The sequence below is a fragment of the Paenibacillus sp. LK1 genome (assembly GCF_002750415.1).
GTDB classification, from domain to species: Bacteria; Bacillota; Bacilli; order Paenibacillales; family Paenibacillaceae; genus Paenibacillus; species Paenibacillus taichungensis.
Window position 1 is genome coordinate 340,265 of the sequence record NZ_PEII01000001.1, and the last position, 19,528, is coordinate 359,792.

The following is a 19,528-nucleotide window of genomic DNA, read 5'->3' on the forward strand; positions in this document are numbered from 1 at the left end:
TCATTTAGCTCAGCAGAGATTCTGCACCGTCAATGACAATTTCCGCACCTGTAATGTGTCTGGACTCCGCAGAAGCCAGGAAAGCTACGAGATCAGCGACATGCTCTGGCTGACCCGGTCCGTCCGCAAGCGGTTGCTGGCCTTCCGGAAATTCCATCGGAATGACGATTTGATGCAACTCATCCGTTTTGACCGTACTTTGGTCAATATTTGTGGCAATCGCTCCAGGACAGATGACATTGACACGAATCTTGAACTTCGCCAATTCCAGCGCAGCCATCTTCGCAAAAGCAACCTGCCCCGCCTTAGATGTACTGTACGCCGACATGCCAAAGCTGGAGAAGCGCTGATTACCATTAATGGAGCTCGTGATAATGATACTACCGCCACCACGTTTCTTCATATGAGGCAGTGCATACTTGATCGTAAAAAAAGTACCGTTCAGATTGGTCGTAATAATCTGCTGCCAATCCTCAACCTGAATTTCTTCAATCGGTGCCGATACACCATTAATACCTGCGTTGGCAAAAACGATATCCAGACCGCCGAACAATTCAATGGTCTCCAGAACTGCTTTTTCCACCCGGGCAGGATCGGAAATATCTACATCGAATGCTCTTGCCGCACCTGCACGCAGCTTATTAATTTCGGCTTCCGTCTCCGAAATCCGATCATTAACCAGATCGAGCAGTGCAACATGTGCTCCCTCACTCGCCAGTTTGAGTGCTGCCGCTTTGCCAATCCCCGAACCAGCACCTGTAATAATGGCGACTTTGCCTTCGAATCTTGGTTTTCCGTTATGTTGTGTCATTATCCATTCCACTCCTTCTCGCTCAGTAATTATGTAAGAATGTACGTTCATGCAATATCTGTAAGTAGATTCTTCACAAGATTACCCAAAAAGAGTGTCTTTTAAATCAATACGGATAAGTTTTTTCGCAGTTAAGGCTCACCATTTTTAGCAGCATAATCAGATCATCCCGTAATGCTTCACCCGACCTTACCATTCCAGCTCAATGAAAGCGGCATCATCTTCAAGCCCACCGGTATGTCTGGCATCCAGCAGTACCTGGATGTGCTCATCTGGTATATAAGCCTGAATCGCATCCAGGTCATTCAGGCCATCCGTGTACAGTTGAAGACGAACTACTTCATTGGCAGACAGTTTAGCCTCATAGATATGCGGTTTGCCACCAACCGGACCCTCCAGTGTAGACCAACGTTCATTCGTACGGCAGTTCACCTGAAATGCTGCCGATTGTTCTTGACCGTTACGCCAGAGACGGATGCGGGAGTCCCCTTGCCAGGCTAACCACACTTTGCTTTTTCGATTGCCCGCCGAGAGCTCGATGCGTCCACACACATACATGGCCTGACTTCCCTTGCTCCGCTTCTCCATCAGCACTTCCCGCAGCAGTACAGGTGAATTTTCCAAAGGCTGCAACTTCTCCAGCTGTTCGGATGCCGGACTGGTCAAATCATGAAGCAGACGCTCCATAGTATCCAAAGAAGGATGCTGTGTCGTTTCCAGCCATTCCAACAAGGCGTTCCCCAGAAAGCGTGCAGCAAAATCACCAAGGTAACTCATGCCTACCCCATCACATAATACGAAAGTACATACATTACCATTCATGCGAACAGCAGCAAAATCCTGTCCGGTGTCTCCTTGATTAACAGTCTCCGCCGCTCTTCCATAACCGTACCTGCACTTGAAAGTACCTTGATATCGGGTCAACGGCTGTTCCCCGGTCTGGACACTCACATAGCGAAAGTTGCCCTGATAATGGTCCGCACGGCTTCCCTTATCTCCAGCAGACAATGTTGCCAAACGCATCGCTCTCATGATTTCCCCTCCTATCTCACAGGCGTAGCAGCGGACATCTGAAACCCGATGGATACCAGTTCTGCACAAGTACCAGGAAGCATCATCAATGCACCAGGTGAAAGCAAATAATCCGCCTCAACCAGCATTTCACGATAACTTTCCGGCAGAACCGAGGACATATTGCGCAGCTTCTCCCCATGTTCATCCTGGAGGACTGTCTCCTGGGATATTCCCTTCCATCTTCGCGGCTCCGGAATGGGGCCCTCCAGCAGATGATCGGATATAAAAATATTCTCGACGAGTACATTGCCATCAGGCACGCTCATACCCATGATTCTTTTGGCAATGGGCTCCGGATCTTCGCCTGTAGCTACCCCATCGGTCATATGACATACAAGCGGTGCAGGACAATCCTGCATATTTGGAATTTCAGCCTGCAGAATTTTCTCGGCCTGCAAGAAAGCTTTTGCTGAATCCGAGAATCTTTTCGGTGTTAAGTCTGGTAAGGAACCTACAGCAGCGATCTCGTCAATTCCTTTTATCCCGTTCAACAGATCGTACACATCGTCGCTGTATGCCAGAATCGCGATCCTGTAACGGGGTGTCAGTCGGTTGCCCTTGGTCGAACGAAACACCATTTGGCGAATAGCCAAAGATAAGGCATCATAGACGACATCAATCCGCCGACGGTTGTCCAGAACCATGTTCATGGAGGCGCTAATATCAATTAGATAGATAATCAGTGCGGGTGTGCGCTGGGATGCTTGAATAGTATAGTTCATCTGGGATGTGTCACCTCCGTCGTTGACGTTATTTTACAAGTTGGGTAATGTATAATCCGTATTGCTTAGGAATTTATTGATTGCATTCATTCGTGCTGCCACTTTACCTACACCTTTGAAATAGGTAGCATCGGTATTGTACAGATTTTTAAAATCACGCGCGTAGGATTCGGCATTCTCAATTTTTCTGCCTTTTTGCGCATTATACGCTTTATTGTAATGGGCAATCAGTGTGACGACATTCTGGGCACGTTTTTTCTTGAGCGCAGCTTTCTGAGCCGCCTCCTGTTTGCGCTGAGCCTCGGCTGCTGCCTTACGCTCCGCTTCCTGCTTCGCAATTTTGGCGTCATTTTCTTTTTTCCAGACTAGATAAGCCTCATATTTCGCCTGTTTGTCGTACTTTTCCTGTTCAGCCTTCTTGGCTGCTTCAAGCTTCTGTTGTTTCTGCTTGGCCAGATAAGCCTCATATTTCGCTTGCTTATCATACTTGGCCTGAAGTGCTTTACGCTCTTCTTCTTTCTTCTTGGCCTCTGCCTTCTTTTTCTCCGCTTCAGCCAGCTTTTTCTTTTCCTCTGCATCCAGTTTCGCCGCATCTGCCGCTTTTTGTTTCTTTTCTTCTTCCTGCTGCTTTAGAGCAGTCAGCCTCGCAGCTTCGGCCTCTTCCGCAGCCTTTTGTTCGGCCTGCTTGGCAGCCGCCGCCTGCTCCTTCTGTTTAACCTCAGCCTGATCGGCCAATATTTTAACCGTTGGTACGGTTCCAGCTAGCAGAACAATCAGCACCGCCGAAGAAATCATAAACTTTTTGGATCGGTAAAAAGGTATCTTGGCTGGCTGAGCTGCATCATCATGCTTGGGATTTAGCTTCGCGTCCAGCTCTTGAATCGCAGCCTCAACTTCCACCTGCATCGCACTGTTATCCGGAATGAAATGATGTAGTGAACGATACACTTCGAGCGCCGCAGCCGGTTTGCCTTCATCCTCCAATGCTCTCGCCTGAAGGAAGAGACGATTGACTACCGCTTCCTGACCAGGTGAAGGTTCCGTGGCGGGCACGTTCTGATCCATAATTCCCTGTTTATCCGATATACCGTTTCCTGCTCCTGTCCCTTTAATCGGGTTCGTCTCGACTGCATTTGTCTGGTCTGAAACCTTAACTTCAGATTCTTCAACAGATGCTGCGCTTGCCAGATGGATATCCACAGCAGCCAGCGCCACAAACCATTCGCCAAACGTAGGGCAGCTGCTGAGATCATGACTCTCCCAGGCACGAATAAACAGATCTGACACCTTGGAGCCCCAGCGCTTCTGGAGCGATTCTCTCATGGCATAATAACGTTCATTTACCGTCTGCATTTCGTGCTGGTCAAAATAACTTTCTCCCCATGCTTTTTCCACAATCGCTGCATCAGACCAACTTAACATCTCAGCAATGATAACTGCTCCGGCAAAACGATCGGCATACGCACTCCACAAACCGCTGTTCACTGTCCGATGGGCCGCATAGCCCGGTGAGCCGGCAAGCAAAGCATCCGGACGATCCATTCTGGAACCGTACATCTGTTCAACGTCTACCAGTTCTACTGCTGAAACCCCTCGCAGGTTCTCCACTTCGGAAAAAAACGGAATCATCACATTGGGTGCGGACAAATCACAATGAGCCAGCCCACGCTGTTCCATGGCTGAACCGGTCCCGGCCAGAGCTCTCGCCAGCTTCAGACTTTCCTCTGCTGTCAGCTGCTTCTGATCGCTGATTACATCGAACCAGGTCAGACCATGCACCCACGGCATCAATACCGCATACAACAGATCAGGATGTTCTCCAATGAGCGCTCCGTTTCTTTCCGGAGTGAGCACATCACGCTTGCATACCTGCAAACCTGGCAGTTCACTATAAGACTCCATATGCTCAGACTGATACACCATAGCCGGGATACGGAATTTAGGAAAAAATACTTTTAGTGCTTTAGCCCCACTTATGGAACCGTTACGGGGTAACAACTGATAGACGATACCCTGCCTTCCAGCTTGGGCGTAAGCCAGGCCAGGTGCAGCCGGATGCTGCCCAATGATATAGGCAATGTCGTTAATCACCACTTCATCCCCGGGATTTGGTTGAAAAGACATGCTCATCCCTCTCTCTGTCATTCTGTCATAGTGCAACAAAAACCGGGTGTTGTGAAAACGCCCGGTTTTTGCTGTAGTTGTAAATCTTCAGCTTGCTTCCTGCATATGATTCTGGGCGAATTCGGATATGGAACCTGCCCGAACTATGTATCGCAGATTAGCGAGCTTGGTCAGCCGTACGGAATTTGTTGGCAATAGCCGTCAGTTCCGCGCTGATGCTATTCAGCGTCTGAACGAAAGATTGCATTTGTTTGCTAGCTTCCTGGAATTCTTGGAAGAAGCGTTGTTTCGTCATACCTTCCCATTGTCCTTCCATGCTTGTGATGGATTGAGTCAATGTAGAAACGATTTGCTGACTTTGCTCACCGCTTTGTTTAAATTGGTTGGAAACCTGATCAAGCTGTTCTGGGGTAACTAAAATACGTCCTGCCATTTGTAAATTCCTCCTTGGTTTGTGCAATTAAATTCGCTTGTTCAAATTGTACTATACAAGGATCGATCGGACAAAAGCCGAAGGACCTAATCCTATTTACCCCATTTTTGGCATTCGAAACTTCCCCTAACAGCCTATTTATAAAAAAATTCACTTTCTGCTGTCTTGCTTATTCAACCTTGTCCTCCGTGAGCTCAGGAAACCACAGGTTCGGTTCCTCTTCTCCCACGAAAGGAGGGATCTGTGAATCTCCACGCCACAGGTTCAGGCTGCATAGCCTGAATCAGGGTCGCCGGTGAGCCATCAGGCGGTGCGGCATCCTGTACACGGTACACTGCCGCTACCGCGGAAAATGGATCGGATACAACAGCAGCAGTTGCCGAATGCGCAGGCATAATCTCCCCTGCACGCTCTGTCTGAAGAACATTCAACATATTGACCGCATTGCCATAGGCTGTGTTCACATGACTCAACACTGTACGATACTCCATGTCCACCTGCTGGAATAACAAGGCCTTGCGTCCCAGCTGTACGCTCAAGTCCATAAAACGACGTACTGCCGCTTCGCAGAGTCGCTTGCTGTGATTCCATTCATTCATGATCGCGGCGCGGGCTTCAAGATCCCACTCCAACGAATGAATGGCCTGATCCAATACTGTCATCTTTTGTTGTATTTGCTCCGCCGCATACTGAATCTGCCTGCTCAGTGCCCGAAGCACATCCGGTTCCACACGAATGCGCATTTACCATCACCTTTCCTCTTCCCCTGCAGGCTGTTTAAGCCAGTCCAGCAGCATCTCGTGAAACTGTTCTCTCGTCGTCAGTGCTGCAACAAGCCAATCATCCGAAGCCGCAGTACTCATGCGAAACAGCCAGTTGGATACCGTACTTGCAGCAAAAGCCGCAGACTGTGAATTCCATCCTTCTCCGTTCCATACAAGCAACCGCAGTTCTCCTTCTGATTCCTTGTTCACCAGACAGCGCGCAAGCGCAAGTGACCCCTCGGGATCGCTCGTCTCTTGTACCAACTCATCAGCCACTGCCTGTAATTCTTTGTTCTTCAGATCATTCATCACATCATAGAATTTTTTCTTGGAGCACATCAGAGCCGGCTTTTCCGCCGGAGAATGACCACTCCAATTCATCCGTTGAATCAGAAAATCAATCGCTTCACGAACATTCCCCAAATCACTCAGCCGGAACGAATCCGGTTCGTCTGCAACACGAGATACTTCAACGACCCGTTCATCCGTGCAGTGCACATAACTTTCATACGACTTGCCGCTGTGCGTGTAGCGAATCCAGCAAGCCCTGTCGGACAGTCCCGCAATGGCTACCCTGGAGAAAACGGTCGGTGTCATGATCAGCTCATTGCTGTCCTGATCCTGAATCAGATATCCTTTGTCAAGCAGGGATGTTTTCACACGTTCCCACTCCAAAGCAATGTCTTCCGCCATATATCCGCGGAACGGATCTTCCACGCCAAGCAATCGGTCTGAACCGAGAATCCCGGCCAGGAAAAAAAGCTCTTTTATTTGCAAAGTGACTACCTTTTGCTTGGAATCATGAACCGTCAACATTATGAGCCACCTCCCCTCAAACTACAACATGCCATCGGTCACGAATTTCAGAAATCCAATCAGTCATTTTCCAGGTGCCATCACATGGAATTGCACCTTTAACCCTGGAATATTTACGTTTAACATAATAACCTTGACCCGGAGGCAGTACCTTCAGCCCATTTGAACTCCCACCGGATTCCGAATAAGGAATACGGAAGAACGAGAGATCATTAGGGTCTAAAGTCCCGAACAACAATCCGCTCTGGGAAGCCTTCACATCGTTCACCCAGTCAGAACCAAAGGTTGGAAAGTCTGCCGGAACTCCTGACAGAATCACATGTATACCTCGATCCCGTCCTTGACGAACGATCGCTCCCAATTGATCCTTCACGTTAAAATCATTTAATTGCTTGGATAACGTATCCGCATCGTCAATAACAAGAACGATCTCCGGTCCACCGGTTAACTCGCCTCTTTTTAGAACTTCATCGTACAACTGTTGGATCACAGGTGCAAGCTGTTCTTCACGGGATACATGTCCGCGGACATGGGGCAAACTGCTGATTTCCCCCAGTCCTCCGGAACCATACCGCATATCTACCGTGTATATTTGCACGTCTTCAGGAGACGTATGATAGGCAAGTGATAACATCCAGGTCAGCAAAAATGTCGTTTTGCCACCTTCCATCGGACTCGTAACCATGAAATGTGGCCCTTCACGCAAATTCAGCTGGAAGGGTTCAAGATCATCAGTCAGCAAACCTACGGGTACTGTTAAGGATGATACGTCTCCGACTTGCCCGAAGGTTCCTGTACGGATAAGCACATCTTTGAGCTTAACCTCTTCCGGGAGCGGCGCAATCTGCGGCGCTTCTTCTCCGTTCCAGCTTTCTCTGATCTCTGCAATCATGCGGCGCAGAGCGGAAGAACGCTTGCCTTCATCTGCTCCGGATGACGGCAAAGCCGCCTGGAACATCAATGGAGGAACCTGTCCTTTGACTAGTCCTCTTCCAGGTGGAAGCTGGCTAGGTGCCTTGGACGGCCGACCCACTGCGTAATAATAGTCGCTTGGATCAGATAATTCAAACGAAACCGCATTAGGAATATTACTTCTGAATTTCTCAAATACATCCGTAACACGGTTGGCCGTGAGAATAAATGTGATTCCCAAACTGCCGCCTTCACGAAGAATCGTTTCCAGAAGTTCATTCTCCTCGGGATACGCATTTCGGAAAGAAAGATAACCATCGATAACAACTACAATCTGCGGCACGGCTGCATGAGCTGTACGACGATAAGCTGATATTGTCTTAAACCCAGCTTCCGAGATCATGTCCTTGCGTTGTGCACACAGTTTCAGGATGTATCGGAATAACCGCTTGATCCGATCTTCCTCTTCAGACATCATTACCGCACCGATCTGAGGCAAACCTGCGAAATCCTTCATCATCCGCCCCATATCAATAATATAGCCATGCCAAGGTTCAGTCCGTTTAGAACGGGCCAGTGACATCAACAAGGTTTGCACAAACGTCGTTTTCCCCAGACCTGGCATACCGTATACAACCAGATGTCCCTGATCCACCGGAAGTGCGAGCGGCTGCTGTCGTTGATTAGGCAGATCATCCAGCAGGCCAACTATAGGTTTCAGGCCAGCGGCACCGCCGTCAAGCAATACTTCACGATTCTCTTCTTCCTGCCAGTCATTGAGGCTTTCCCATTCCAGTGTCTCAGGCAAGGGTGGCAACCAGGGCCCAGGTAATCGGGTGATCCCCGCCTCTGCTGCCGCTTCTGCCACATAATCAATAAATACCTGAAGCTGCTTGGGCGCATCCTCCCCTTTGAGCACAGCCCTGCGCTCTCCAGTCAATAGTGGTTCCCGTTTCCCATTCAAACGAACTTCCATAACAGGCAGTACCGTCGTTGTATCTTCCTGCTGATTATACGGCGCACCGCTCCAGGCGAATTGCATTTCCTCAAATACTTCATCACTGCCTACCTGGAAATATCCACGACCAGGCTTGGTGATCCAGGCCGCATTCGGAATTTTGATCATATCCCGACTATCCCCTTCGCTTTGAACGCGAAGACAGATACGGAAACGCGAATTGCTCCAGATTTTATCATCGACCACACCTGCAGGCTTCTGAGTTGCCAATATAAGATGTACACCCAGTGTCCGACCGATGGCCGCTATGCTGATTAATTCATCCATGAACTCCGGCTGATCCCGCTTCAATTGCGCAAACTCATCAATGATGATAACTAAGTGCGGCAACGGCTGTTCATGTCTGGAACGCAGAATTTTGTAATACTCATCAATGTGCTGGAGATTTCCTGCATCATTTAATATTTTTTGCCTTCTGACCAGTTCGGCCCGCAGTGAGATATTGGCTCGTTCAATCAAATTCCCATCCAGATTGGTGATCGTGCCGACGACGTGAGGCAAGCCCACAAATGTATTCGACATGCCTCCGCCCTTATAGTCAATTAACATAAAAGCCAGATCATGTGGATGGAACTCGGCAGCCAGAGAAGCCACAATTGACTGGATGACTTCACTTTTGCCCGAACCCGTTGTCCCTGCGATCAGACCATGTGGGCCGTGCCCCTGACGTTCGATTTTATCATGTAAGTTAATCGCAATTTTCTTGCCACCAGCTCGCACGCCCATAGGTACGGGAAGTGTGTCCGGATATCGTGTCTGGCTCCAGCGTGTGACCACATCCAGATCCTCTACTCGTGATGTGCTTAACATGTCGAACAACGGAAGCACCTGAGGTATATCCGAAGCGGATGAACGCTTCAGACGAATCGGTGACATATAACGCGAGAGCGCCTCTGCGGACTCTCTGGAAATCACATCTGGCGTGTATGTTTGCCTGATCACGTCGGCATCCTCGGTTTTTTTGATATAAAGCCCCTTGCCTTTGGAAGCCTCCATAATTAACTGACAATGCATGGGTAGCGATTCCTTACGGTTTGCCAATATGATGGTACATACATCGATCTCCTGAGCTGATTCCAGCAGCAGGGGAAGCAACGGCTCTTCTTCTATTAATTGCGTATCCGAGAGAACCACCACATAACATGGAGTTTGCACGGTTTTCTTGTAGCGATCTTCCTTATTATTGCGCCGTCGGTTCAACACGGAAAACAAGCTGTCCGCCAATTGATGCGCACCGCTGTGCCTGTCGGCCATATAGCGTTGTCCCTGATCTTCATCCCAAATGTGGGGCAACCAGCGCAGCCAATCCCATTCCTTTGATTCCTTTTCTTCATAAAAGGCAGCAATCTTTAATTCATCCGGTGAATGACGGACGGTCAGTTGTGAAATAATTACGCGCAATGAAGCGAGTACTTCCTCACGATTGCCGACCAACCCCATCACTTTCGACTGAAATAAAGGCAGTGTAATCGATGCTTCGGGCACCGTCTCGAACTCAGCTGCCAATTCATGAGCCGCTTCAATTAACTCATCCTTTTCATAACCGTCCACACGAGGAACCTGAAGTTTGATTCGAAACGGAATTTCGCCTGTGCCGATTCGCACCTGCAAGAAGTCATCATCTTCCGGGGAACGTTCCCATAACGAACTGTTGCGATTCTTCACCAACTGAAGACATACATTGGGATCCCCATGAATTTCATACAGACTCTTCACTTGCTCCGCTTGAGCTTCCTTCAGCTCTTCACGATGTTTCTCCAATTGTGCACGATACATGGTAGTACGCTCTTCCAACTTTTTGCGATAGGACTTCTTGTTGCTCAGATATACAAAAAACGGAATCGTGTATGAAGTAAGCATCATCATAACCGTCATCATCTGAAACATCATATAATTGGGATTGTTCATTTTGCCGCTCATATTGATATATACGTAGAAACCGATGCTGACCATCGTCATCATGATCGGTACAATAATAGAAATCATTGAAAATGTAGGTTTGTTTGGTTCTGCAGGAGGCCTTAGAATTTCCAGCCTTTCTTCCTTGAGAACCGGTGTCATTCTTGGAGAACGCTGATATAACACATTCACGAAGAGAAGACCTCCTTATATTTCATTGCCGTAAACAATATATACGTTCAGATTGTTCATTCGTTGCTGTCCTGCTGAAACAATGAACGTCTTCCATACACCGGCGCTTCTTCAGAAGTGGTGGAAAACGCCCGCTGGACCCGTACACAACTTCCTTGACGCAGCCCTGTTTCCATTAACTGTTGTGTGTTCTGTGGCGAGAACCACAACCCTTCCGGAAATTTGGCTTCAAGGATGTACTGAATGCCCTCTCCCGGTGCCTGACCGAAAATACGGACCCCCAGCAATGTCTTCAGATGTTCAATAGTACATTCATCCGGGACCTCGATGTCGAACCACTCGCCTTCCTCCCGGCCGGAATACACGGTAAGAATCAAAATAATCCCTCCCATGGTCTCATATGTAAATTGTCCTAGTGTCAAATTAAATCAAAATAATGCAGATGAAACGCTATTCCATCCCTATTTTCTTACATAAACACCCTGTTTGCAATGTGCAACCTGTAATTTTGTTACATATGACCCACGTATATATTAAAATATCGTCCATTCGACTCAGAACTTTCGAGGCAGTAGTCACGTTAATTATTGCAAGGATGCGAAACTATGCGTGTTTCTTCCATATAAATGGGAGCTTCGAATTGATTTTTCGGGACTTTTTAATGCTTCGCCCACAATTGAATTGTGAACACTTTTCAAACATTGCTCACCTTTATGTTTTCATAAGCTGATTTTAAGGTAATTTTAAGCATTGGAATTTAATATAACCAGTAAGAAATAACTCTCGTGAGGTGATTTCTAGTGAGAACACTAATAACTTTTCAAAACAAATCAATCCCTGTATATTTCAATCAAGAAAACAAACAACCTGTACAAAAGACACTACGATTGCTTAGCAGTGCACTTGAGAACAAGATTAGCAATGGTAAACGTGCTTTACAGAAATGTCTGCAATCTTTGATTAGTATTGAGATTGTCGGTGGTGAAGCCATTCTTCACAGCCGTAGCGAAAATGACTCCCTCGCCTTATCGCTTTATTAAGATGAGTCAGTTGTTTAATTCAACATGGAAACTGCGAATTCATTCATTCGCGAACATAAGGAAAAGGAAGCTTGCCGCTAAGGACAAGCTTCCTTTTTTTGTGTACCACATCTCTTTTATCTATTTCTAATGCAATCGGCTGACGACATAAGCATTTTCATGTTCTTCTTCCATCTCGGCCTTTTGGATTCTAATGACAAACAACCGAACCAGATTATCACGCGTATTTTCTTCCTGACAAGTATTCAGCTTTCTCAGAATGAAACGGTCAATGGACATGAAGTTCAGGCCCCTTTACCTATTGGATTTACGGATCTGTTCTGCCCGTGTATCCATAAATAACCAGATTACAGGTATACCAAACAGCTTATTCACACCATTTCCTCGCCTGTTTTTCAAACGTGTAAAAACATGCAAAAGGCCGCCTCATCAAGTATGTGGCGGACTCTGCGCAATCTTTGTCACTCTTTCTCGAACCCTAGCTGATTATAAAACAGAACGTTTTCTAATCCATGTTCACTGTCGAATTATTGAACTCCGGGATATTCCCGATATTGATGCTGAATGCTGATCCAGCGAGTCCGTGTGAACTTTTCAATCGCCCAATCGCCACCGAAACGACCAATACCCGATGATTTCTCACCACCAAACATCACATGCGCCTCATCGTTCACGGATTGATCATTTACATGCACCATGCCCGATTCAATCTGCTGGGCAACTTGATACCCTCTCTCCAGATTTCCGGTGAATACGGAGCCGCTCAATCCATAAGGCGTATCATTCGCCAAACGCACGGCCTCCTGCTCATCCTTCGCTTTCATTAATACCGCGACAGGTCCAAACAGTTCCTGTTGCACAATATGCTGCTCCGGTTTCACATCTGCGAGTATGGTCGGCTCCAGCACACTGCCTTTGCTAGTACCGCCAAGCAGCAATCTTGCTCCTTCTGCCTTGGCTCCCTTAATCAAGTCCAGCAGGCGCTCCACTTCCTTCTCACGAATGAGCGGACCTACCAGCGTTTGGGAATCCGAAGGATCACCTGCCTGAATTTTTTTCGTTTTGGCGACAAAGGATTCCACAAACTTATCGTAAATATCAGCATGCACAATAATACGATTAAGTGCCATACAGATTTGCCCCTGATGCAGAAATTTACCGAACACCGCAGACTCTGCAGCACGTTCGATATCGGCATCTTTCAGAACAATCATCGCATTGTTTCCCCCAAGTTCAAGCGCAGTTTCTTTCAAATGCTCACCTGCGAGTTTACCGATGCCCTGCCCCACCTCTGTGGAGCCAGTAAAGGAAATGACTTTGGGTACCGGATGCGCTACAAAATAATCCCCAATCTCACTCCCGCTTCCAGCAACCACATTCAGTACACCTTCAGGCAATCCAGCCTGCTCAAAAAGATCAGCAATAAGCCAACCAGCCGTAATCGGCGTATCGGACGCAGGCTTAATAACGACTCCATTACCCAAAGCAATAGCCGGAGCTACGGAACGCAGACACAGGTGCAAAGGAAAATTCCAAGGGCCGATCACGCCGATAACTCCCTTGGGCTCACGCAAAACTCGATTCTCTTTCCCAGGTGTATTTGAGGGCAGAATCTCCCCCTTCATCCGATAAGGGAACGAAGCTGCTTCATCCACAATCCGTTTCGCAGAAGCAAACTCCGCCTCCGCCTTGATGCGCGTGCTCCCGGACTCCGTAATCAGCAGTTTTACAATTTCCTCTTTGCGCTCTACTAATAGAGCCGAAACTTTGCGGAGTACACCTTCTTTTACCGCCGGTAGGGATTTCTTCCATTCCACCGAACTCTTTTGAGCCGCCTCATATGCCTGATCTATATCTTCCTTGTTCGAGGATCGCCAGATTACGATGACCTCTCCCGTATACGGATTTATATTTTCCACTGTTTTCTCGCCGGAGCCTTCTACCCATTCGCCATTAATAAATTGTTTCGTCCATGTTGTATGTTCTGTCTCCATTAAAGTCATCTGAATAACGCCTCCCAATCAAGATTGAATATCTCACCTCAAAACGGTGTAGTAGTTCATTAACCTTGTTAAGGATTGCGCAAACGTGAAGAACAGATGAAATCCTTGCATCCTCAGAAGGGAAGATGCTTCTCAAAGCCTAATAGATTAATCTAAATTTGCATTTATTCAACTACTGGGAACCGTTCTCTCCAAATAGAGTCAAGTCCTCCCAACCATAAGCAACCTCTAACAGATCTTGACCCCAAATTCGGATTTGCTGTGTTTGGACAGGGATTCCGCCCATTTTTTCATAGAAACGACAGGCTGAATTTTGCTCCAGTGCCCAGATCAACAAGTTTCTCATGTCCAGGGAATGGAGATAACGAACGACGTGTTTCGCCAGCTGCTGGCCGATACCCGTTTGTTGTACTTCTTTCAGTAAATAAATAGCAAACAACTCAGCATCGTAAGGCAATTTGCCTTCACGTTCCTTTCCACCGCAGGCGAATCCGACAATTTTCCCATCTTCCTGCTCAGCCACCACCAGAATCTGATCCTTTTCGCCAGAACGGATATTTCGTTCCCATTGGGACAACCTTGATTCTGTAGTCAGATTGTCCAAAAAATCATCCGGCACGATCCCTCGATATGTTGTCTTCCAACTCTCTGTATGTACATGGGCTACGGCTTCCGCATCCCCTTCACGCGCTGGTCTGATTTGCATGTTATTACTCCCTTTCTCTCGGCCAAGCCGTGACTTTACAATCCCCTTCATCAGATAAATCCGGCCCTAGGGCCGGATCGTTACTTGTGTACCGACTGACACTTTGGAAGAAAGGTCCAGCACATCCGAGTTATACATGCGTATGCATCCATGAGAAACGGACTTGCCAATGGATGAAGGATCATTGGTTCCATGAATCCCATAATGCGGCGCCGACAACCCCATCCAAAGAACGCCAAATGGCCCTCCAGGGTTCTCTTGTTTGTTAATAATCGTAAACACGCCGTTAGGCGTCTGCGTGAGCACCTTGCCTATAGCGACAGGATAGCCCTTAACCACCTGTGAGCCATCCAAAAGATATAACATATGATCCGACAGGTCCACGATGATGCTGTAATCTGGCATGATGGCATCCCTCCTAATCTATCCTATGCAGGATATAGAGGGATGCCCACCTGGTCTCAGGCCTCTTCCCAGTCTTTTGTACTGCGGACATGTTTCGGTTTGCGTGAACTGACGGGTTTGCTTGAAGCAGTACGTCGTTTAGATGCGGCATCTTCCTTGCGCTGCTGAAATTTCAGTTCCTTTTGCATTTTCAAGTAGTTGCCCAGCCTTTTTTCATCCAACGAACCTTCCTGAACAGCCTCCTTCACGGCGCAACCGGCTTCCCGGGTATGCGTGCAATCCTGAAACCTGCATTCCGTTGCAAGCTGCTCAATTTCACCAAAGGCATGTGACAAACCATCCTGACCTTCATCCCACAGATTGAGTTCACGCATTCCCGGCGTGTCAATCAATACTGCTCCCTGCGGCAGTACAAATATTTCCCGATGAGTGGTCGTATGTCGTCCACGGCTGTCGTCCTCACGAACGGCCTGCGTAATCTGTACGCTTTCGCCCATCATCCAGTTGACCAGGGTAGACTTGCCACTACCGGAAGAACCCGTCAGGGCTACCGTTGTGCCTGGAGACAGAAATTTTTCAAGTAAAGTTTTGCCCTGATCCTGAACAGCCGATATTGCCAACACTTCAATTCCAGGAGCAATGCCTTCCACCAGCGAAATTTGTTCTTCCACATTCTCGCTCAGATCACTTTTACTTAGAATGATGACAGGTCTGACTCCACCATTCCAGGCCATCATAATGTATCTTTCGAGCCGTCTCAGATTAAAATCATGATTAAGAGCGGCAACAATCAGCAATGTATCCACATTCGCCGCAATCAATTGCTCTTTGGTCACTGGACCAGCGGCTTGTCTGGATACCCTGCTCTGACGTGGCACAATGCTGTGAATGATGGCTTCTTCTCCAGCTTGCCCTGTAACAGCCACCCAATCCCCAACGGCTGGTACAATGCCAGTCTCTTCATTATCATGACGCATCCGTCCCGATATCCGTCCCCAGCACTCTCCCTCAGCCGTAATCAGGCGAAGCAATTGCCCGTGATCCGCAATAATTCTTGCTGGTTTTCTTAATTGTTCTTCCATACCCGTCTGCTGCCACAACTCCTGCCACTTTGTAGACCAGCCGTATTTCTCCATCGTGTTATTCAAAATAAAAATTCCTCCCGATAATTGGTGTGTTATCCTTTATTGACATTGACAACAATCAACAATGAACGCTCCGGTCCGGTATCAAAACCAAATAAGCCACGATCGGCAATACACCCGCGGAAACAAGAAGTTAGCCGAATACATGATTGTTTTTATCGCATTCATATCAGAAGCATCATTACGCCAATCCGATACTCGTTATCCAGAAACAACCCATTTTTGGCATACAAAAAGCCACGGGTACGTCACCCGTGGCTTCATCTGTGCATGTTATTCTGTGTTACGTACATGTGGACAATATTGCTAACAATACTGTCCAACTGCCGTAAAAAATTACATGCATTGATCCGTTCCGGAGACGCTGTTCATATTCAAATTAACGTATACTGCCATTAGATTTGTCATTTAACATCGCCTCCCTTGTAGAATTATCCATCATGTTACACAGCTTCAACCGCTTTTGTCAAGTTTAATTATTTTTCAATTATTTCACTTGATCCCATTTTGTCCACATTTCCTTCGGATTCAGTTCATAGATCCCATCTTCCCGGTACATGAACTGGTGCATGATAAACTCCCGACGAATAGTGGCAAAATCCTCATGATAGTTTTGAATGAATGCATTGATCTCTTTCTCCGTATATTTCCGTCCGAATTCCAGTTGCTCCACCAAATGACCCAGTACAATCAGCTTTTTCTTATATTGAGCCGGGATCTGACGCAATCGTCCATCCTTCGAGAAGAAATTCCGCATTACAGATGCCTTCAGCGTCTCATTCACATCACTCATATCGGCAACCTCCTCTTGTCTAAAAATAAAATCAACTGAAGCCTGCGCGTGCTCCCGGATAAAATAGGGATTGAGCGAGAAAAACACCGTATTTTTCTCTCTGCGTTCCTTGATTAGCGCTGCTTCTCTTAGCTTGGATGCATGATGTGTAACGGTTGGCTGAGACAAGTTAAGCTTCTCGGCAAGCGCTTGACCATGCAGTTCTCCCTGGGATAACAGCAGCAGCATCCGAAGTCGAGTCGGATCAGCCAAGGCTTTATGGTAAGCCACAATCTTCTCCAGTTGCATTTCGTTCAACTCACTTTCGTTAGATGATCATCTAATTTGATATTAATCTTTTCCCTTTCTTAAGTCAATTCCCCAGGATCAAGATCAATTCTTTACGTCCGTATCCTTCTTGAACTGGCATTAAACCCATATTTACGGTAGGATTATAGTGCTTGAAATAAGGAGGATTAAGAACATGGAAGATGTCATTATTATCGGCGGAGGCCCATGCGGTCTATCTGCTGCCATTGAATGCGAGCGGCTGGGACTGTCCGCTGTAATTGTTGAAAAGTACAATATCGTCCAATCTATTTATCTGTATCCAACCCATATGCAGTTTTTCAGTACAGCGGAATTGCTTGAGATCGGGAATGTTCCATTCAGCACACCGAACGACAAACCTTTTCGTTACGAGGCACTCGCCTATTATCGCAAGGTAGCCGAACATTTCGGCCTGCGTGTTCATAACTATGAAGAAGCCCAAGAAATCAAACGTAAAGACGATGGCACGTTCGAGGTACATACGGTCAATCGTCGTGGGCAGACAATCGTTCATAAAGGACGAAATGTCGTTGTTGCTACAGGTTATTTTGACCACCCTAACTATCTTGGCATCCCTGGCGAAGACAAGGATAAAGTCACTCATTATTTCCGTGAAGCTCATCCTTACACACGCACACGTGTCGCCATTATTGGAGGCAGTAATTCAGCTGTCGATGCTGCCATGGAACTGGTTCGTGTCGGTGCACATATTGACATGGTTTATCGTGGGAGCGGTGTTTCGGAACATATTAAACCATGGGTTCGTCCATTGTTCGAAAGCATGGTGCAAAAAGGCAAAATCTCACTGCACCTTGGCTCACGTGTAAATGAAATTTTGGATGATTCCATTCGTTTGCTCCATTCTGATGGCTCCACAAGTGAACTCGACAATGACTTTGTGCTGGCCTTGACCGGTTTCCGTCCTGACCGCAAGCTGCTTTCTTCCGTAGGTGTGGAGATGTCTGAGGATATGGATAAACCCGTATATGACCCACAGACAATGGAGAGTAGTGTACCAGGCGTATACGTTGGTGGAGTAATCGCTTCAGGCCGCAATGCCAATGAAGTGTTTATTGAATCCGGGCGCTGGCATGGAAGATATATTGCAGAACATATTGTAGGTCGTCATCGCGGGCAGACCGAAAGGGAATGAAATCGATGGATATGACCTCACTGCTGTTGCTCGTGTTTGCCGCGCTAGGTATTATCAGCAGTAATACACCCGTAACCGTAGCCATGGTATTTCTGTTGTTGCTGCGGGTGCTGAACCTTAATCAGGCTTTTCCGTGGCTGGAAAAGTATGGACTTACAATCGGTATCATCATCCTGACCATTGGTGTTATGGCACCTCTCGCCAGTGGCAAAATCAGTTTACAGACGATTGGAGAGTCTTTTCTGCACTGGAAATCGCTGCTCGCCATTGGTGTAGGATTACTTGTCGCCCATCTGGGAGGACGAGGAGCTACTCTGATGAGTACACAGCCAACCGTCGTTGCCGGGCTGCTTATTGGTACGGTGCTTGGGGTTGCCTTGTTCAAAGGTGTACCGGTTGGTCCCCTGATTGCAGCAGGAATTTTATCCTTACTGCTCGGAAAATCATGATCAAAGTTGGGACTTGACATCCTTCTGCGGACTGGCTGTTTTTCCCACCGTTGTATGATATACTTCTATTCATGCAATTCAAGCACCCAAGTCCATAGCAGAGAAATCAATTTGATGATCCATCATACAAAAGAAAATTGATTCATCTCGCAACTATTAATGGCCGCAGGAGGATTCAGGAACCCATGTCACGTCAGTTTGTTACAGAAGCCGTGATGGTGGCAATTTACGGTCAATTACTCGCGCCGCCGGCGCCTGTTGAATATATTGTTCCTTACACCACCATCCTGGAGTTATATGAATTTCAGACCAGCCCTGACCCTTTGATGGATAATCCGGCGGATGACCAGCATGTGAAATCCAAGATTAATGAAATGATTTCTTATTTTGAAGAACCATTGAATAAGAAAAAAATAGAGCGTGCCCTGGCTGTTCCCTGGGCCAAAAGTCCGTCCATTTTGTTCGGTGACCAGGTCTCCATCGCCATTATTAATGCGGTTGATACCGCACAATATGGTGAATATTTTGATCCCATTGAGACCGAGCTGCTTCTCACTTCACAGCGCCTAGATACCCCTATACTTACCGATCAGGTCGAATTGATCGCACGTATTATTGAATCGGCATCTCCCGTGCAGGTCTTCGATATTGACGATTTTGATTTTGCGATGGATGATGAAGAACCGCTTGATCAAGTCTAGTTAGGCCAGGAACTGCTGATTCACGAGAGTGATTATCCTACTCATGGACATTGGTCCAT

19 protein-coding genes are annotated in these 19,528 nt (G+C 47.2%); 4 read left to right on the forward strand and 15 right to left on the reverse strand.

The window, feature by feature from the left end; all coding sequences use genetic code 11:
- Positions 1-4: 4 nt before the first annotated feature.
- The 9 genes from CS562_RS01600 to CS562_RS01640 all read right to left on the reverse strand — a co-directional run bounded on the left by CS562_RS01600 (position 5) and on the right by CS562_RS01640 (position 11,142).
- A complete protein-coding gene (locus tag CS562_RS01600; RefSeq protein ID WP_076289576.1) occupies positions 5-811 on the reverse strand; it encodes an SDR family oxidoreductase in 807 nt (268 codons plus the stop codon).
- 189 nt (positions 812-1,000) lie between these two features.
- On the reverse strand, positions 1,001-1,843 hold the full coding sequence (locus tag CS562_RS01605) for a protein phosphatase 2C domain-containing protein (RefSeq protein WP_099853193.1): 843 nt from the start codon (positions 1,841-1,843) through the stop codon (positions 1,001-1,003).
- A gap of 11 nt (positions 1,844-1,854) precedes the next feature.
- A complete protein-coding gene (locus tag CS562_RS01610; RefSeq protein ID WP_064639011.1) occupies positions 1,855-2,607 on the reverse strand; it encodes a vWA domain-containing protein in 753 nt (250 codons plus the stop codon).
- Between the two features lie 33 nt (positions 2,608-2,640).
- Positions 2,641-4,731, reverse strand: a complete 2,091-nt coding sequence (locus tag CS562_RS01615) for a serine/threonine-protein kinase (RefSeq protein ID WP_099853197.1) — start codon at positions 4,729-4,731, stop codon at positions 2,641-2,643.
- Between the two features lie 157 nt (positions 4,732-4,888).
- Complete coding sequence (locus tag CS562_RS01620; RefSeq protein WP_017689071.1) at positions 4,889-5,164, reverse strand: WXG100 family type VII secretion target; 276 nt, start codon at positions 5,162-5,164, stop codon at positions 4,889-4,891.
- A 194-nt stretch (positions 5,165-5,358) separates the two neighbouring features.
- The gene (locus CS562_RS01625) at positions 5,359-5,907 is read right to left on the reverse strand and encodes a WXG100 family type VII secretion target (RefSeq protein ID WP_063566322.1); all 549 of its coding nucleotides are present in this window, start codon (positions 5,905-5,907) and stop codon (positions 5,359-5,361) included.
- A 6-nt stretch (positions 5,908-5,913) separates the two neighbouring features.
- Entirely contained in the window at positions 5,914-6,744 is an 831-nt protein-coding gene (locus CS562_RS01630) for a hypothetical protein (RefSeq protein ID WP_076289573.1), read from the reverse strand.
- Positions 6,745-6,760: 16 nt separating this feature from the next.
- Positions 6,761-10,765: a type VII secretion protein EssC gene (gene essC / locus CS562_RS01635; protein ID WP_099853199.1), complete on the reverse strand. Its 4,005-nt coding sequence runs from the start codon at positions 10,763-10,765 to the stop codon at positions 6,761-6,763.
- A gap of 56 nt (positions 10,766-10,821) precedes the next feature.
- Positions 10,822-11,142 (reverse strand): hypothetical protein, encoded by a 321-nt coding sequence (locus CS562_RS01640; protein ID WP_053783884.1) that lies wholly within the window; start codon positions 11,140-11,142, stop codon positions 10,822-10,824.
- 423 nt (positions 11,143-11,565) lie between these two features.
- On the opposite strand from CS562_RS01640, the gene CS562_RS33300 reads away from it, so the two are divergent.
- Positions 11,566-11,805: a hypothetical protein gene (locus CS562_RS33300; protein ID WP_063566326.1), complete on the forward strand. Its 240-nt coding sequence runs from the start codon at positions 11,566-11,568 to the stop codon at positions 11,803-11,805.
- 126 nt (positions 11,806-11,931) lie between these two features.
- Here the strand turns inward: CS562_RS33300 and CS562_RS32780 are convergent, their stop codons facing one another.
- The 6 genes from CS562_RS32780 to CS562_RS01670 form a co-directional block, all read right to left on the reverse strand.
- Positions 11,932-12,084, reverse strand: a complete 153-nt coding sequence (locus tag CS562_RS32780; protein ID WP_170867771.1) for a hypothetical protein — start codon at positions 12,082-12,084, stop codon at positions 11,932-11,934.
- A gap of 248 nt (positions 12,085-12,332) precedes the next feature.
- A complete protein-coding gene (locus CS562_RS01650) occupies positions 12,333-13,808 on the reverse strand; it encodes an aldehyde dehydrogenase family protein (protein WP_099853202.1) in 1,476 nt (491 codons plus the stop codon).
- Between the two features lie 172 nt (positions 13,809-13,980).
- Entirely contained in the window at positions 13,981-14,514 is a 534-nt protein-coding gene (locus tag CS562_RS01655) for a GNAT family N-acetyltransferase (RefSeq protein WP_180287002.1), read from the reverse strand.
- A gap of 66 nt (positions 14,515-14,580) precedes the next feature.
- Positions 14,581-14,919: a L,D-transpeptidase gene (locus CS562_RS01660; protein WP_076289569.1), complete on the reverse strand. Its 339-nt coding sequence runs from the start codon at positions 14,917-14,919 to the stop codon at positions 14,581-14,583.
- 56 nt (positions 14,920-14,975) lie between these two features.
- Complete coding sequence (gene rsgA / locus CS562_RS01665) at positions 14,976-16,067, reverse strand: ribosome small subunit-dependent GTPase A (protein WP_257219302.1); 1,092 nt, start codon at positions 16,065-16,067, stop codon at positions 14,976-14,978.
- 484 nt (positions 16,068-16,551) lie between these two features.
- Positions 16,552-17,145, reverse strand: a complete 594-nt coding sequence (locus CS562_RS01670) for a DUF2087 domain-containing protein (RefSeq protein WP_076289568.1) — start codon at positions 17,143-17,145, stop codon at positions 16,552-16,554.
- A 175-nt stretch (positions 17,146-17,320) separates the two neighbouring features.
- Between CS562_RS01670 and CS562_RS01675 the strand changes: the two genes are divergently transcribed.
- The 3 genes from CS562_RS01675 (at position 17,321) to CS562_RS01685 (ending at position 19,469) form a co-directional block, all read left to right on the forward strand.
- Positions 17,321-18,319, forward strand: coding sequence for a YpdA family putative bacillithiol disulfide reductase (locus tag CS562_RS01675; protein ID WP_099853206.1), 999 nt, complete (start codon positions 17,321-17,323; stop codon positions 18,317-18,319).
- A gap of 5 nt (positions 18,320-18,324) precedes the next feature.
- A complete protein-coding gene (locus CS562_RS01680) occupies positions 18,325-18,768 on the forward strand; it encodes a DUF441 domain-containing protein (RefSeq protein ID WP_024630316.1) in 444 nt (147 codons plus the stop codon).
- A gap of 185 nt (positions 18,769-18,953) precedes the next feature.
- On the forward strand, positions 18,954-19,469 hold the full coding sequence (locus CS562_RS01685) for a hypothetical protein (RefSeq protein ID WP_063566333.1): 516 nt from the start codon (positions 18,954-18,956) through the stop codon (positions 19,467-19,469).
- The last annotated feature ends 59 nt before the right edge of the window (positions 19,470-19,528 follow it).

Bases quoted from the DNA above. Each gene is read 5' to 3' on its own strand.
- CS562_RS01620 (WP_017689071.1), bottom strand. From the start codon at position 5,164: ATGGCAGGACGTATTTTAGTTACCCCAGAACAGCTTGATCAGGTTTCC.
- CS562_RS01680 (WP_024630316.1), top strand. From the start codon at position 18,325: ATGGATATGACCTCACTGCTGTTGCTCGTGTTTGCCGCGCTAGGTATT.
- CS562_RS01650 (WP_099853202.1), bottom strand. From the start codon at position 13,808: ATGACTTTAATGGAGACAGAACATACAACATGGACGAAACAATTTATT.
- CS562_RS01675 (WP_099853206.1), top strand. From the start codon at position 17,321: ATGGAAGATGTCATTATTATCGGCGGAGGCCCATGCGGTCTATCTGCT.
- CS562_RS01655 (WP_180287002.1), bottom strand. From the start codon at position 14,514: ATGCAAATCAGACCAGCGCGTGAAGGGGATGCGGAAGCCGTAGCCCAT.
- CS562_RS01625 (WP_063566322.1), bottom strand. From the start codon at position 5,907: ATGCGCATTCGTGTGGAACCGGATGTGCTTCGGGCACTGAGCAGGCAG.
- CS562_RS01605 (WP_099853193.1), bottom strand. From the start codon at position 1,843: ATGAGAGCGATGCGTTTGGCAACATTGTCTGCTGGAGATAAGGGAAGC.
- CS562_RS01600 (WP_076289576.1), bottom strand. From the start codon at position 811: ATGACACAACATAACGGAAAACCAAGATTCGAAGGCAAAGTCGCCATT.
- CS562_RS01630 (WP_076289573.1), bottom strand. From the start codon at position 6,744: ATGTTGACGGTTCATGATTCCAAGCAAAAGGTAGTCACTTTGCAAATA.
- CS562_RS01670 (WP_076289568.1), bottom strand. From the start codon at position 17,145: ATGCAACTGGAGAAGATTGTGGCTTACCATAAAGCCTTGGCTGATCCG.
- CS562_RS01615 (WP_099853197.1), bottom strand. From the start codon at position 4,731: ATGTCTTTTCAACCAAATCCCGGGGATGAAGTGGTGATTAACGACATT.
- CS562_RS01685 (WP_063566333.1), top strand. From the start codon at position 18,954: ATGTCACGTCAGTTTGTTACAGAAGCCGTGATGGTGGCAATTTACGGT.
- CS562_RS01610 (WP_064639011.1), bottom strand. From the start codon at position 2,607: ATGAACTATACTATTCAAGCATCCCAGCGCACACCCGCACTGATTATC.
- CS562_RS01660 (WP_076289569.1), bottom strand. From the start codon at position 14,919: ATGCCAGATTACAGCATCATCGTGGACCTGTCGGATCATATGTTATAT.
- CS562_RS32780 (WP_170867771.1), bottom strand. From the start codon at position 12,084: ATGTCCATTGACCGTTTCATTCTGAGAAAGCTGAATACTTGTCAGGAA.